The sequence below is a fragment of the Stenotrophomonas sp. 8(2023) genome, from assembly GCF_030345295.1.
GTDB lineage: Bacteria > Pseudomonadota > Gammaproteobacteria > Xanthomonadales > Xanthomonadaceae > Stenotrophomonas > Stenotrophomonas muris.
This window is the reverse complement of record NZ_CP128404.1, coordinates 4,235,386-4,249,557: the sequence shown is the minus strand read 5'-3', so window position 1 is coordinate 4,249,557 and position 14,172 is coordinate 4,235,386. Positions and strand designations below refer to the sequence as shown.

The 14,172-nt window shown below is 61.1% G+C and carries 11 protein-coding genes and 1 tRNA gene; 11 read left to right on the top strand and 1 reads right to left on the bottom strand.

Annotated elements, in window-relative coordinates:
• Positions 1-28 precede the first annotated feature (28 nt).
• From QP609_RS19675 to QP609_RS19635, 9 genes are all read left to right on the top strand, one after another.
• Positions 29-1,384, top strand: a complete 1,356-nt coding sequence (locus QP609_RS19675; protein ID WP_099496146.1) for a Gfo/Idh/MocA family oxidoreductase — start codon at positions 29-31, stop codon at positions 1,382-1,384.
• Between the two features lie 315 nt (positions 1,385-1,699).
• Complete coding sequence (locus QP609_RS19670) at positions 1,700-6,397, top strand: RHS repeat-associated core domain-containing protein (protein ID WP_197621071.1); 4,698 nt, start codon at positions 1,700-1,702, stop codon at positions 6,395-6,397.
• Positions 6,398-6,401: 4 nt separating this feature from the next.
• Positions 6,402-6,827 carry a hypothetical protein gene (locus QP609_RS19665; RefSeq protein WP_197621072.1) on the top strand — a complete coding sequence of 142 codons (426 nt, stop codon included), beginning with the start codon at positions 6,402-6,404 and terminating at the stop codon, positions 6,825-6,827.
• A gap of 158 nt (positions 6,828-6,985) precedes the next feature.
• Positions 6,986-7,237, top strand: a complete 252-nt coding sequence (locus QP609_RS19660) for a hypothetical protein (protein ID WP_148277540.1) — start codon at positions 6,986-6,988, stop codon at positions 7,235-7,237.
• Positions 7,228-7,383, top strand: a complete 156-nt coding sequence (locus QP609_RS19655) for a hypothetical protein (protein WP_158454151.1) — start codon at positions 7,228-7,230, stop codon at positions 7,381-7,383. Before QP609_RS19660 ends, QP609_RS19655 begins: the two co-directional genes overlap by 10 nt.
• A gap of 1,181 nt (positions 7,384-8,564) precedes the next feature.
• Positions 8,565-8,930, top strand: coding sequence for a hypothetical protein (locus QP609_RS19650; protein ID WP_146256746.1), 366 nt, complete (start codon positions 8,565-8,567; stop codon positions 8,928-8,930).
• A 148-nt stretch (positions 8,931-9,078) separates the two neighbouring features.
• Complete coding sequence (locus tag QP609_RS19645; RefSeq protein ID WP_148277539.1) at positions 9,079-9,459, top strand: ankyrin repeat domain-containing protein; 381 nt, start codon at positions 9,079-9,081, stop codon at positions 9,457-9,459.
• Positions 9,460-10,140: 681 nt separating this feature from the next.
• Positions 10,141-10,665 carry a hypothetical protein gene (locus QP609_RS19640; protein WP_289213830.1) on the top strand — a complete coding sequence of 175 codons (525 nt, stop codon included), beginning with the start codon at positions 10,141-10,143 and terminating at the stop codon, positions 10,663-10,665.
• Between the two features lie 197 nt (positions 10,666-10,862).
• Positions 10,863-11,312: an adhesin gene (locus tag QP609_RS19635; protein WP_289213829.1), complete on the top strand. Its 450-nt coding sequence runs from the start codon at positions 10,863-10,865 to the stop codon at positions 11,310-11,312.
• 82 nt (positions 11,313-11,394) lie between these two features.
• On the opposite strand, the gene QP609_RS19630 is transcribed toward QP609_RS19635, so the two are convergent.
• Positions 11,395-11,471 (bottom strand) — tRNA-Arg (locus QP609_RS19630).
• A 149-nt stretch (positions 11,472-11,620) separates the two neighbouring features.
• On the opposite strand from QP609_RS19630, the gene ubiA reads away from it, so the two are divergent.
• Complete coding sequence (ubiA, locus tag QP609_RS19625) at positions 11,621-12,514, top strand: 4-hydroxybenzoate octaprenyltransferase (protein ID WP_014648747.1); 894 nt, start codon at positions 11,621-11,623, stop codon at positions 12,512-12,514.
• A 188-nt stretch (positions 12,515-12,702) separates the two neighbouring features.
• Positions 12,703-14,127 carry a TIGR00366 family protein gene (locus QP609_RS19620; RefSeq protein ID WP_181454184.1) on the top strand — a complete coding sequence of 475 codons (1,425 nt, stop codon included), beginning with the start codon at positions 12,703-12,705 and terminating at the stop codon, positions 14,125-14,127.
• The last annotated feature ends 45 nt before the right edge of the window (positions 14,128-14,172 follow it).

Sequence of the window (14,172 nt, the reverse complement as noted above, 5' to 3'; positions counted from 1 at the left end):
CACGCTGCCAAGAGGAGAGATGTCTGCCATGAAGCGTAGGGAATTCATCGCGGCCAGTGCCGCTGTCGCCGCCAGCAGCCTGCTGCCGCAGACCCCGGCATGGGCACGCGGGCGCAAGGTGCGCCTGGCCATGATCGGTACCGGCATGCGCGGGCTGGTGCTGCTGAAGGAGCTGGTGCGTCGCGACGACGTCGAAGTGGTTGCCCTGTGCGACATCGAGCCGATCATGCTGGGCCGTGCCACAGAGATGGTGGCGAAGGCCGGCAAGCCCGCGCCGAAGACCTATGGCCAGGATCGTGATACCAACGCGTGGAAGCGCCTGCTGGAACAGAAGGGCATCGATGGCGTGATCATCGCCACGCCGTGGGAGTACCACGCACCGATGGCGATTGCCGCCATGCAGGCCGGCGTGGCCGTCGGCTGCGAAGTGGTGGCCGGCATCACCCTGCAGGACCACTGGGACGTGCTGAAGACCCAGCTGAGCACCGGCACCCCGTACATGCTGCTGGAAAACGTCTGCTATCGCCGCGACGTGATGGCGGCATTGCAGATGGTGCGCCAGGGCCTGTTCGGCGAGCTGGTGCATCTGCAGGCCGGCTACCAGCACGACCTGCGCGGCGTGAAGTTCAATTCCGGCGACCCGAACCAGCCGTACGACAGCGGCGTGGAGTTCGGTCCCAAGGGCTGGAGCGAAGCACGCTGGCGCACCGAGCATTCGGTGGAACGCAATGGCGAGCTGTATCCCAGCCACGGCATCGGCCCGTGCGCGATGTACACCGGCATCAACCGTGGCAACCGCTTCACCCACATCAACGCTTTCGCGACCAAGGCGCGTGGCCTGCACGAATACACCGTGGCCAAGAGTGGCGGCACCACCCACCCCAGCACCAAGGTGAAGTTCAAGCTCGGCGACATCGTGACCACCACGCTGGCCTGCGAGAACGGCGAGACCATCCTGCTGCAGCACGACACCTCGCTGCCGCGCCCGTACTCGATGGGCTTCCGCGTGCAGGGCACCAAGGGCCTGTGGATGGACGTCAACCATTCGATCCACATCGAAGGCCGCAGCCCGCCGCACCAGTGGGAGGAGTTCAAGAAGTACCAGGATGAGTACGAACACCCGCTGTGGAAGCAGAATGCCGACACCGCCGCCAGCGCCGGCCACGGTGGCATGGACTGGTTCGTCATCCATGCATTTGTTGAAGCACTGAAGGCCAAGGCACCGATGCCGATCGACATCTACGACGCGGTGACCTGGAGTGCGATTACCCCGTTGAGCGAGCAGTCGATCGCCAACGGCTTCCAGACGCTGGAGTTCCCGGACTTTACTGCTGGTGCGTGGAAGACGCGCAAGCCGATCTTCGCGTTCGACGGGAAGTATTGAGGTTTATCCCTTCCCTGCTGTGATGGAAACGCCGGGCCATGCCCGGCGTTTCTGTTTCTGTGGGCATTCGCCTTGTAGAGCCGAGCCCACGCTCGGCTGCTTGTGCGGTCGGCCGTTCGCTTTATCAGAAAACTCTGAAATCCGACCCACTCCACAGTTTCTGACTTGAATGTGTAAACCACATCGGAGATAACGTCCCCCATGCGGTCAGGCCGCATTCCGGACCAGGGACGATCCGAAGCATGACGTGGTGAGGCAACCGCCCCACGTTCTCGTTCCTGCCGGTGCTGTGTTTGTCCAGGAAGGAGAACAGGGATGTTGGAACGACTGAAGACCATTTCGTGTGCCGCACTGGCGATGATCGCGCTGGGGAGCTTGGCTCCTTGGGCTGCGCAGGCGCAGGAGGTGCAGAAGAAGTGGGAGAGCTACCTGTCGATGGGCCAGCCGCGAGCCACCGAAGCGGCGGTGCAGAAGGACATCAAGTCGCTCTTTTCCCAGTACGAAAAGGACAAACCCTTCGATTGGCATGTCAAACGCCAACGCGTCCTTGGAAAGAAGGTCATCTACGATTACCGGGTGAGACCCGAGAAGATCGTTACTACCGACTGGGTCTACATCCACTCAGGGCAGGAGTACTCATCCGAAGATCAGATTCGTAGCGTGATCCTCGCTACCCGCGTCAGCGACCCGCAGTGCCCGGCGACTTCACTCACGGAGGATCCTTGGGTGGAGCTCCTTGGACTTGGCAGGGGCGACGACGGTAGCGTCACCAACGAGGAGAAGGATTTCCATTACACCTTGAACTTCTATCATCAGAGCACTCAAGAATGCTCGTCGATAGTGGGGTGGGAGCGTGTGCGCCGGGCCAGAACGGCGCTTTGTCCGAATCGACCGTCCCTGACGTGGAATGAGGCCCTGCAGATGTGCTCACTGGTCCAGCAGGACGAGCCGCACATGTCGCCCATGCTCTCCTACACAAGCGCGCCGCTGCCGCCGCAGCAGTGTCCCGTTGGTAACCCGTGTGACCCGACCACTGGCGATAAATCCCAGCCTGAGCCGGATTTCAACCTTGGATGGGTGAACTTCCAACGCCACTATCACTCCCTGACAAGCACGGCGGGTGGCGCGTTGGGCACGGGCTGGACCCATTCCCACAATCTGCGGCTTACCGCAGGCGTAGACGATTCCACCTTCCCTCCCAGCCCCGAACTGAAAGTTGGGCTGATCGGCGCCGATGGCGGGCAGACCGCATTCCAGAAAGTGGGGGCAAGCTACGAAGCCATCGACGGAAGCGGCGATCGCGCGGTCCAGCAGGGCACCAACTGGCAACTTTCACGTGCCGGAGAGCGCATTCATTTTGATGCTGATGGCTTGATGCAGCGCCGCGATTTCGAAGACGGAACGTCGCTGACCTATGCACACGACGGCCGCGGCCGCCTGCTCAGCATCACCCATTCAACCGGCCGACGCGTGGACGTCCAGTACCTCGCGCCGGGCGACGATTCACTGATCTCGGCCCTGGTGATCGCCGGCCAGCCTGTGGTGAGCTACGCCTACTCCCCGGCCGGGGAACTGATCACCGCGACCTATGCAGACGGTGCCAGCCGTACGTATCATTATGAGGATGCCCGCTTCCCGGGCTACCTGACCGGCGTGACCGCCGAAGACAACCAGCGCTACAGCTGGTACGGCTATGACACGCAAGGGCGAGTCACCTGCAGCCGCCATTCCGGCGATTGCAGCCAAGCCGACGTGGGCATTGATGGCGTGCGCCTGGAGTACACCCCGGCAGGCACCACCATCGTCACCGACGCACTGGGCAAGCAGAGCACCTACGCCTTGACCGCCAGCGGCACCAGTGGCCTTCCGCGCAAGGTCAATGGCATCACCGAAAGCAATGGCAGCATCACTCGCGCCTATCTGCCCGAGGGCACCGATTTCCGGCGTCGGCTTCAGTCAGTGACCGATCGCCGTGGCGTTGTTACCAACTACGCCTATGCGGAGGCCAGCGACGCTGTCGCAGGTGCTGTCAGTGTGACCACCACCACCGAAGCGGCAGGTACTCCGGACCAGCGCATCAGCGAAACGCGCGTGGCCATGGACAGCAATCGGCTGGTCCAGCAGACCGTTGGCAACCGTGAGATCCGCATCGCGCGCAATGCGCGCCTCCAGCCGACCACCATCACCGTGCGCGACAGGGTGACCGGTGACACCCGCGTCACCACGCAGACCTACTGTGAGGCAGAGGGCCCGGAGTGCCCGCTGGTGGGACTGCTGCGTAGCGTGGATGGCCCACGCAGTGATGTGGCGGATGTCTCCACCTATGCCTACTACACCGCGGACGACGCGGGATGCGCGACCAGTGGTGCCTGCAGTTATCGCAAGGGCGACCTGCGCAGCGTGACCAATGCGCTGGGCCAGACGGTCGAGACCTTGGCCTACGACGCGTTCGGGCGGCCGTTGTCGGTCAAGGATGCCAACGGCGTGGTCACCGATTACACCTACCATGCGCGCGGCTGGCCGACCTCGGTCACCGTGCGCGGTGCCACCACAGCCGAGGACCGGGTGACCCAGATCAGCTACTGGCCGACCGGCCAGGTCCAACAGGTCACCGAGCCTGACGGCAGCAGCGTTACCTATGTCTACGACGCCGCCCAGCGGCTGACGGACATCGCGGACAGTGCGGGCAACACCATTCACTATGCGCTGGACAACGCCGGCAACCGCCTCAAGGAAGACACGCTGGATGCAGGCGGCACCCTGCGCCGCACCCTGGCACGGACGTTCAACACGCTCGGCCAGCTGACCGCGCTGAAGGACGCTGGCAATCACGCCACCGGCTTTGCCTACGATGCCAATGGCAACCCGCAGACGGTGACCGACGCCCTGCAGCGCGTGACCAGCCAGCAGTACGATCCGCTCAACCGACTGGCGCAGACCCTGCAGGATGTCGATGGCGTGGCAGCGGAGATCCGCAGCCAGTACAACGCGCTGGACCAGGTCACCCAGGTCACCGACCCGAAGGGCCTGCATACCACCTACGCCTACAACGGGTTCGGTGACCTGACCGGGCAGGTCAGCCCGGACAGTGGCGCCAGCAGCTTCACCGTGGATGCCGCCGGCAATCGCAAGACCGCTACCGATGCGCGTGGCGTCACCGCCACCTATCACTATGATGCGCTGAACCGTTTGATCGGAGTTGCCTATCCGGACCCCAATCTGGACGTGGGCTACAGCTATGACGTGGCGCCGGCCGCCTGTGCCGCAGACGAGCGCTTCGCCAAGGGGCGCCTGGGGCAGGTGCTGCACGCCAATGGCAGCACCCAGTACTGCCACGACCGCTTCGGCCAGATCACCCGCAAGGTGCAGACCGTCAACGGCGTTGCCAGTACGCTGCGCTATGCCTACAGCAAGTCGGGGCGCCTGACTGCGTTGACCTACCCCGACGGCAGCGTGGCCGACTACGTGCGCGATACCCAGGGGCGCATCAGCCAGATCGGCCTGACCCGGCCCGGCCAGGCACGCCAGATCGTGGTGAACAACGTGACCTATGCGGCCTTCGGCCCGGCGACGGGCTGGACCTATGGCAATGGCCGCCAGCTGCAGCGTCCGCTGGACCTGGACTATCGCCCGCAGGCGGTGCATGACCCGGCCGCAGGCGGCCTGTCGCTGGGCTATGGCTACGATCCCGTCGGTTCGATCACCGAGCTGAAGAACGGCGCAGGCTCGTCGGTGCTGGCCAAGTACGCCTACGACGCGCTGGGTCGCCTGACCCAGACCCAGGACGGGACGACCGGCACGCCGATCGAAACCTATGCCTATGACGCCACCGGCAATCGCACCGCGCTGACCACCTCGGCAGGCACGGCCAGCTACACCTATCCCGCAACCAGCCACCGGCTGACCGCCGTGGACGGCGAAGCGCGCGACCATGACGCGGTGGGCAACACCACCCGCATCGGCGGCAAGTCGTTCATCTACAACGATGCCAACCGCATGAACGCGGTGAAGCAAGGTGATGCCGTGCTGGAAAGCTACGGTTACAACCATCGCGGTGAGCGCGTGCTGCGCACCCCGGCTGGTGGCGCGGCTCAGATCACCTTGTACGACGAGGCGGGGCAGTGGCTGGGCAACTACTCGGCCACGGGCCAGGCGCAGCAGCAGGCCATCTGGCTGGACAACTACCCGGTAGCGCTGATCAACGTGCCGGCTACCGGCGTGCCGGAGCTGGCCTACGTCCAACCAGATCATCTGGGTACGCCGCGCGTGGTGATCGATCCGGTGCGTGATGTGGCGATCTGGGAGTGGAGCAACAAGAGCGAAGTGTTCGGCAACCAGATCCCAAGTGCCGATCCGGATGGCGATGGTGTGGCATTCGAGCTGGCACTGCGCTTCCCGGGCCAGCAGGCAACGGACGGGAGTGGGTTGTTCTACAACTACCAGCGTGAGTACGACCCATCCGTGGGGCGGTATTCGCAGAGTGATCCAATAGGGTTGATGGGTGGGGTGTCCACTTATCTTTACGCGTATGCGAATGCGCTAGGTAATGGTGATCCTTATGGTTTGAAGACAACAGTTATTGTCACTTCAAAATCGGGCATAGGCACTCACGCTGCCGTGCATGTAGACGGCAAGGGAGCGGAGGGGGTTTTGTATGATCCGGCTGGAGGCTATCCGGGCGCCAACCCAAATTCGCCCACGCGCGGAAGTGGTGACATATTCTCAGGCGCTGACGCCAATCTCACGAACTTTGTGAATCATCATTTGGCAGAAGGGTCAACGGTACACGCGCTTAGCTTTGAAACTGATGAGTATAGCGAGCTTCAAATTCAAGAATACTCCGAGCAGTTGGGGGGGGCGATCGGAGGGCTTTGCGCCATCAAAACATCCTCCGCAATCAATGGGGTCGGGCCATTTGAGAGTCTTGGTGTTAAATTTACGCCTGCAACACTGGGTAAGTCTTTGTCAAAGCTTCCCGGAGTTAAGATCAGAGTCTATTCTCCAAAGAGGTGATTAAATGGATGGGCGAAATTTACTTTATGCTGGGATTTCACTGGTCGTCTCGATGGTGATGTATGTTGGAATTCCGGAGCCTCTATGGGATATGTATCAGTTTGATACTGAGAGGTTGTTTCCTTGGCTGTATATGGCAGGCCTGGTTCTATTTGGTGTGTTGCTCAGGCCCTATGGAAAGGGGGGGGGGTGGAAATGCGCGGTCTGGGGAGGGGGTGTCGGCGTGGTGGCTGGATTATTTGCTCAGGCGATAGTAATTTTTGTTGAGCGTGAAAGATTTTATTCTTTCAATGCAGGTTTCATGTGGCAGGCATTGGTATCGTTCGGAATTATAAGTACTGTTTTAATGACGCCGGTTTGGGGTGCAGTTTCAAGTGTTGTGTCCTTCTTGCTTTTAAACCGAAAGGCCGGTGCGAACCCGAAGGAATAGAATTGCGCTGAGCTGGTTATGGGAAGGGGGGGGATCGGGTCTTTCGCCCTGATCCGTCTCCGGCAAGCGAAGGGTGGATTCAATGTCCGCGCGCAACGCCTTCACACCTGCTCCGGGCCAATTTCGGTTTGCAGCGATAAGAGGTGGTCCCTGAAGACATGGCCAGCAGCGCCGGCAGCAACATGTTCACCTACAACGATGCCAACCGCATGAACGCGGTGAAACAGGGCAATGCCGTCCTGGAATGCTACATCTGCAACCACCGCGGCGAGCGCGTGCTGCGCAGCCCGGCCGGTGGCGCAGCGCAGGTCACCCTATACTACGAAGCGGGGCAGTGGCTGGGCAGCTTTCGGCCATGGGCCAAGCGCAGCAGCAGGCCATCTGGCTGGACAGCTACCCGGTGGCGCTGATCAATGTGCTGAGCGCCGGCGTGCCGGAGCTGGCTTACGTCCAGCCAGATCACCTGGGTACGCTACGCGTGGTGATCGATCCGATGCGGAATGTCGCGATCTGGAGTGGAGCAGATTGGGTGGCTTCGCCGCCTTTTCTGACTTGAAGATATGGGGCGAGATAAGGTCGGTGGTGGATCTCTTTCGGTCCCTCCACTGCTTGGAGTTGGGTTTGGCGTCATGTCGGGATCTGGCTACACAGTTCCTGGTCAGATAGCTGCGCTGACTGCAAAAGGATGCGGGTGTCCTTGAGATGAGAAAATACAATAGTTTTTTTCAGGCTTACTACATCATGTTCTTCTGGGCGCTCAGGCTGGTTGCTTGCCTTGGAGTTGCCGTAAATTCAGTGCTCCTTGCTTTTGTGCTGGTTGATATTTCTGATGGTGGACGAGACTACGGATTTGCGGGTTTGGCGTTTGTCGCGCTCTCTCTTTGCACAGCGTTTGCCATGTGGAAAATCGGGTCTGTCGGCCTGCTCCGTCTTCGGCAAAGGAGGGCACCATAGATATTTCCAGGGATGCTCTGAACAACTGCCGGGGTAGTGCCGGCCGTACGCAGGTGGCGTCCCGTTGTATTTGGTAGATCCACCTGGTCTGTGCCCGTGTGAGTGCGTCGACTACTTGGGCGTGACGTTCGGTGTGGCAGACCTCGCCTTTGGAGGCTTGGAAGCTGTGAATGGCGAAGGAGTCACCATTGCCGGTGTTTTGTCTCCGCAGCCCGAAGTTGCAATCCCCGGATTCCTGGTAATGGTGAATGGTCGAGCAACGGCGTACGATGGAGTGTCAGTGATACAAACCGCTCAGGATGCAAAGGAAAGAGAGTCCATCTATACCGAGGTGGCGGGGGGCAGTTGGCGCGAAGACGGGAGAGCTGTCGTCATTCGGCTTGACGTTCAACGGTCACCTTAAGGCCACACGGAACTGTTGCACTGCATAGCCCCTGACAAGGATGCGCTGGATGCCATGAAGGCGGTGAAGGATGTTTCGGGTGGGTCTGGGTGCAGTTGCATATAATGGAGGTGATATGCATATGCGCAAGAAAATAATGAATTGGCTTGGTTTGTTGTTATTTGCGCTAGTTTTTTTGAGGTCCTCGTCCTATCTTGTATTGAAGGTGTATGCTATTGGTCATCTTGAGAGGCGTGATTATTTTGTAATGTTGCCTGTGGCGCTGGGGGCACTCCTGATTTGCGGCATGTTCATGGCAATTGTGATTAAAGGAATGAAATCCAATCAGTAGGCTGCGCCTGGAGCATCACGCGCGACGTATGGTTCCGACAGGTGATTGCATGGGTATCACTATTCACGATTTCCAGCTGGTTGGAATTCGTCTTGATCCGGTGTCAGGTGTGACTGTTTCTCTGTTCGATGAATCTTCGCGGGCATCCTATGATTTGGTCTTTGGCCAAGTCAGGAGAGCAAGCATTGATGGTTTCTCTAGCCAGAATGTCGTGCTCGATCTCAAGGTCTTCAATCGAAAGGATGATTCCTTTGAATTCAAGCGGTGTTGCTTCCTCCTTGGCCTAGATCCAGTGGCTGCCAGGGAAATTGTCGACGGTGACACCTTGGTCTTCATTGAGGCTTCTGCCGGCGCAGAGATTGCACTTCTAGTAGAGGGCACTTGGGATAGCCGGTTGATTCCTGTCAAGTCATGATTCCTGATCTGTCGAGCGCATCGCTCCAAGACGCACGCACCGCTTCGCTTGTAGGTCGACAGGGATCTGACGGAGAGATGGATTGTGGGACGGACCACCATCGGGCCAACGCAATGGGCTCTACCGTGCGTGCAGCCCGATGAACATCATGGATCCTGTACTCAGCGAACTGCTTTCCCGGCTCGGTGTCTACACTGACTTCGGAGATGCGGCGCTGACTTGTCCGGAGACCCGAGGAGCCTATGAGGACACGCCCCTGCATGTGGTGGCCTATTACAACGATGTGGCTCTCCTCAGCGCATTGATGCCCTTCGTGACCAACATCGATGTGCGTGGTGATCTTGATCTGACGCCGCTGACAAGCGCGGTGGCACATGGCAGCGTCGCAGCTGCGGCCCATCTCCTATGGTGTGGTGCAGACCCACACGCATGGAATGAGCTTGATCGGACACCACTGGAAATGATGTGCCAGGACCCGAGGTTTGATGATGTGGTGCGTATGGTCGACGCCGCAGATGGAACCTGCTGATGGAAACTTCTGAAAAGAGGTTCTACCGATGCGCCTGATGAGCTTCATCTGTCCACTTTGTGGCGCCAGCGGGCAGCGCTTTCCCCTGCGATTTGCTGGAAGGCGTCAAACAAAGATGTCCTGCCGGAGGTGTCGCGTCGAGCTTCGTTCAGACCCGCGGTTGGGCACGTACACGCTCTATCTTCTGTACACACAGGTCGTCATCTTGGTGGCGGCATTGCCGCTGATCGGGGCCAGTGTCGCGGGTGAATGGGTACGGCTGGGAACGATCTGTCTGGTAGTGCTGGTGCTCTGCTGGTTCCCGGGCGTGATCAGGCACGCACGAAGTCCGATCGTGCGTGCCTGCCGGGATGCCGATTACAGCTATGCGCGCAGGCCAGGTGCTTCGATTGCGCACGCTGCCGCAAATCCGGAGCAGCGTAGCGACACGCCAAGTGCCAGCCCATGATAGGGAATTAAAAAAATGACATGCCATCTTGGGCGCGGGGTACAAATCCTACGAATTGGGGGGCACCAGTTCAGTATGCCCAGCGAGTAAGGAGTTTGGTCAAGTTCCCGGAAAAGGGCAGGGGTCAAACTTGAGCAAGCTTAAAATAATATGCGGAAACCAACTTCACTCCGAGCGGTGAAAAGCCTGGATTCTTTGAAGAGTTCTTTCTCAACTTCAGTCAAGATCCTCTGATGGACGCAATTCCAGAAGAGCTTGGGTCGATGGCGTCATTTAGGTGGGAGCTTGTGATGGCTGATATATATCCGGTTGGGATTGCTGCGCAGGGGAGGGTCGTCTGGTTTGCGTGGGTTTCAGATGAATATGATTATGTGCTATCAAAAAACGGGAGGCCTGTGTCAGCCGGCAGTAGGGAGGGGCTCGATTACGAAGTCGCTGCCTGCGAGGGGGCTGTGGACTGGGAAGGTGAATCGTTACTTGACTTTGAGTCATTGATAGATTCGATCGATTCGGGAGTTGGCGTTAGCCCAGATGCTGTTATTGATGCTTGGAACTTCATGACCGATCTTTTCAGGGTGGTAGCAAATGCTCCGCGAAAGATGTTTCATGCCGACATGATCGATACGTACGACACATTTTTCTCGCAATGCGAGATCGCTCGAGCCGTTGGGCTGGCGGCGGTCTCCATCTCTAGACGTGACCTCGATCGCGCGAAGATCGTTTTGCAGAACGGGTTGCAGATGGTGCTCAGCATTTAGCCGGTCCCTTCTAGGGCTCTCATGTCTATGGCTGGCGAGTCGATCAGCAGTGACGCCCGATGTAGAAGGTTGGGAGTGGAACAGTATGGGTGAAGCGTCCGGTGTTCGGGCATCAGCACGCCGCTCTGGGGCATAGTGCTGGTTGCCCTCACTGCCGCTTGCCACCGCGACAACAACCCACATCAGGCCTCGAACCCATGAAGCGCCTGACTGCCTTTTGCCTCGTGGTTGCACTGACATCCTGTGCGGCGCATCCGAACCGCACCACGAAGTGTCCGCCGGCCCATTTCACCTACGTCGGCACCGAGAGAGTCGACGGACTGACCTACGGGCGCTTCCAGGTCACCCACAATGCTGATCAGCCGCTTCAGCTGTCGGTGGATGAGAGACGCAGGTTGAACTCAAGGACCGCTCGCGCAGAGATGAGGCGAACCGGCGGAGATGCCTGGCGGCCTTACAACGTGATCCTTGAGGAAATCACGCCGGGAGCGATCGGGCTGTCGATCGGGCAGGGTGAACAGCAGAGCGTTTTGTTCGATGGTGATGGCGTGTTCCTGCCCGGCCAATCCAGTGCGGACACGGAGTACTCCATCGTGGTACGGGATGCAGCCGGTTGCGAGCATCGCTCGGCAACGTTCATTCCCTGACATTCCTGGCGGCGTGCCGGACACCTCGCGACATCGCAGCATCGCCCAGTTGGGACGCTGCGTACAGGCAATGAAGGAAAAATGGCGCGCCCGGAGGGATTCGAACCCCCGACCAATGGCTTCGGAAGCCACTACTCTATCCGGCTGAGCTACGGGCGCGTTGTAGAACCGCCGCGCCGTCGGCCGGTGCCGGGGCGGGCATCGCAACGCCATGAAGCGGTGCGGGACCGGCATTCTATCCAGTTTCGCCGAACAAATCTCCCCCCACGGGCAAAGCCGTGCCGGAGGGGCAGGAGTATCCTATCGCCATGGCTGATACCCCCCTCACTTCGCCGCAGTCGCCGGCGACGCCGCGTTGGCGGCATTACTGGAGTCTGATGCGCGCTGATCGCCCGATCGGCACGCTGCTGCTGCTGTGGCCCACCTGGTGGGCGTTGTGGCTGGCCGCGGGCGGCCTGCCGCCGCTGTGGACGCTGTTCGTGTTCACCGCCGGCGTGTGGCTGACCCGCTCGGCCGGTTGCGTCATCAACGACTACGCCGACCGCTGGCTCGACCCGCATGTGGAGCGCACCAAGGCGCGCCCGCTGGCCACCGGTGCGATCAGCGGCCGTGCCGCGCTGGCGCTGTTCGCCGTACTGATGCTGGTGGCGTTCGGCCTGGTGCTGACCCTGAACGGGCTGACCATCGGCCTGAGCTTCATCGGCGTGTTCCTGGCTGCCAGCTATCCGTACCTGAAGCGCTACACCCATCTGCCGCAGGTCTACCTGGGCATGTCGTTCGGCTGGGGCATCCCGATGGCGTTCGCCGCCGTGCAGGGCGAGGTGCCGATGCTGGGCTGGCTGCTGTATGCCGGCAACATCCTGTGGTCCACCGCCTACGACACCTGGTACGCCATGGTCGACCGCGAGGACGACCTGAAGATGGGCTCGCACTCCACCGCGATCCTGTTCGGTGATCTCGACCTGGTCATCCAGGGCGTGCTGTACGCACTGTTCCTGGCCACGATGGCGCTGGTCGGCGTGCGCGGCGGGCTGGGCGGGTACTACCTGGCCGGCGTGGCCGTGGCCACCGCGCTGGTGGTGTACGAGTTCTGGATCTGCCGCAACCGCGAACGCGGCCCGTGCTTCAAGGCGTTCCTGCACAACAACTGGGTGGGTGCCGCGCTGTTTGCCGGCATCGCCGCGGACCTGGCGCTGCGTTGATTGCCCGGGGTCGGATCCCTTTTCCTGTGGGAAAGGGCTCTGACCCTTCTGCCGCGCCGATACCCGGCTCGGGGTCAGAGCCCTCTCCTGTGGAGAGGGATCCGACCCCGCCACCTACGACCAATAGGTGGCTGACAGCCCGCACCCCACCGCCCAGAATCGATCCATCGAACCTGGGAGGGTAGGCGATGGCCTCTACGGCAGCAGTACAGGACGGCTGGATGGCGCGCGCAGCGCTGCGTTCGGCCGCCTGGGCGGAAAAGTGGTTCCCCGACGCGTATGTGTTCGCGGTGCTGGGCGTGGTCATCGTCGCGCTGGCCGCGATGGGCTTCGGCTCGACCCCGCAGGCCACCGCCAGCGCCTTCGGTGACGGCTTCTGGAGCCTGATTCCCTTCACCATGCAGATGGCCTTCGTGGTCATCGGTGGCTACGCCGTGGCGACGGCGCCGGTGGTCGCACGCTTCATCGATTTCCTCGCCCGGGTGCCGCGTACCGGCCGCGGTGCGGTGGTGTACGTGGGCCTGGTCAGCATGCTCGCCTCGCTGCTCAGCTGGGGGTTCTCGCTGGTGTTCGGTGGCCTGCTGGTGCGTGCGCTGGCCCGTCGTACCGAACTGCGCATGGACTACCGCGCCGCCGGTGCTTCGGCGTACCTCGGCCTGGGTGCGGTGTGGGCAATGGGGCTCAGTTCCTCGGCCGCACAGCTGCAGGCCAACCCGGCCAGCATGCCGCCGGGGCTGGTGGAGATCACCGGCGTGCTGCCGTTCACCGAAACCATCTTCCTGTGGCAGTCGATCGCGCTGACCTCGGTGCTGATCCTGGTCTCGCTGCTGATCGCCTGGCTGACGGCACCCGCGGCGGGTAGTGCGCGTACCGCCGAGGCGTTCCCCGGTGCTGCACAGGCCGAGCCGGAACCGCTGCAGCGACGCACGCGCCCGGGCGAATGGCTGGAATACAGCCCCCTCCTGACCGTGCTGCTCTCGCTGCTGGCGTTCGGCTGGCTGTTCAACGAGTTCGCCAACAAGCCGGTGATCACCGCCATCGCCAACCTCAATACCTACAACTTCCTGTTCATCTCGTTGGGCCTGCTGCTGCACTGGCGCCCGCGCAGCTTCCTCAACGCGGTGGCCAAGGCGGTGCCGAGTACCACCGGCGTGCTGATCCAGTTCCCGCTGTACGGCGGCATCGCGATGATCCTCACCCACGCCGCTGGCGGTGACGGGCAGACCCTGGCGCACCGGCTGTCGAGCCTGTTCGTGCACGTGGCCAGCACCGATTCGTTCGCGCTGGTGATGGGCGTCTATTCGGCCGTGCTGGGCTTCTTCGTGCCGTCCGGTGGCGGCAAGTGGATCATCGAGGCGCCGTACGTGATGCAGGCCGCCAACGAACTGAAGGCGCACCTGGGCTGGGCGGTGCAGGTCTACAACGCGGCCGAAGCCCTGCCCAACCTGATCAACCCGTTCTGGATGCTGCCGCTGCTGGGCGTGCTGGGCCTGAAGGCACGCGACATCGTGGGCTTCACCTTCATCCAATTGCTGGTGCACATCCCGCTGGTGCTGGGCCTGTTGTGGCTGCTGGGCATGACCCTGGCGTATGTGCCACCGGTGATGCCGTAGTCCAGTATCCCCGGATCATGCGGCTTCCTGCTTTGAAAGCCGCAT

Coding starts and splice junctions, on each gene's coding strand:
- QP609_RS19635 (WP_289213829.1), top strand. CDS start 10,863: ATGAAGCGCCTGACTGCCTTTTGCCTCGTGGTTGCACTGACATCCTGT.
- QP609_RS19660 (WP_148277540.1), top strand. CDS start 6,986: ATGGCCAGCAGCGCCGGCAGCAACATGTTCACCTACAACGATGCCAAC.
- QP609_RS19675 (WP_099496146.1), top strand. CDS start 29: ATGAAGCGTAGGGAATTCATCGCGGCCAGTGCCGCTGTCGCCGCCAGC.
- QP609_RS19665 (WP_197621072.1), top strand. CDS start 6,402: ATGGATGGGCGAAATTTACTTTATGCTGGGATTTCACTGGTCGTCTCG.
- QP609_RS19670 (WP_197621071.1), top strand. CDS start 1,700: ATGTTGGAACGACTGAAGACCATTTCGTGTGCCGCACTGGCGATGATC.
- QP609_RS19650 (WP_146256746.1), top strand. CDS start 8,565: ATGGGTATCACTATTCACGATTTCCAGCTGGTTGGAATTCGTCTTGAT.
- QP609_RS19645 (WP_148277539.1), top strand. CDS start 9,079: ATGGATCCTGTACTCAGCGAACTGCTTTCCCGGCTCGGTGTCTACACT.
- QP609_RS19620 (WP_181454184.1), top strand. CDS start 12,703: ATGGCCTCTACGGCAGCAGTACAGGACGGCTGGATGGCGCGCGCAGCG.
- ubiA (WP_014648747.1), top strand. CDS start 11,621: ATGGCTGATACCCCCCTCACTTCGCCGCAGTCGCCGGCGACGCCGCGT.
- QP609_RS19640 (WP_289213830.1), top strand. CDS start 10,141: ATGGACGCAATTCCAGAAGAGCTTGGGTCGATGGCGTCATTTAGGTGG.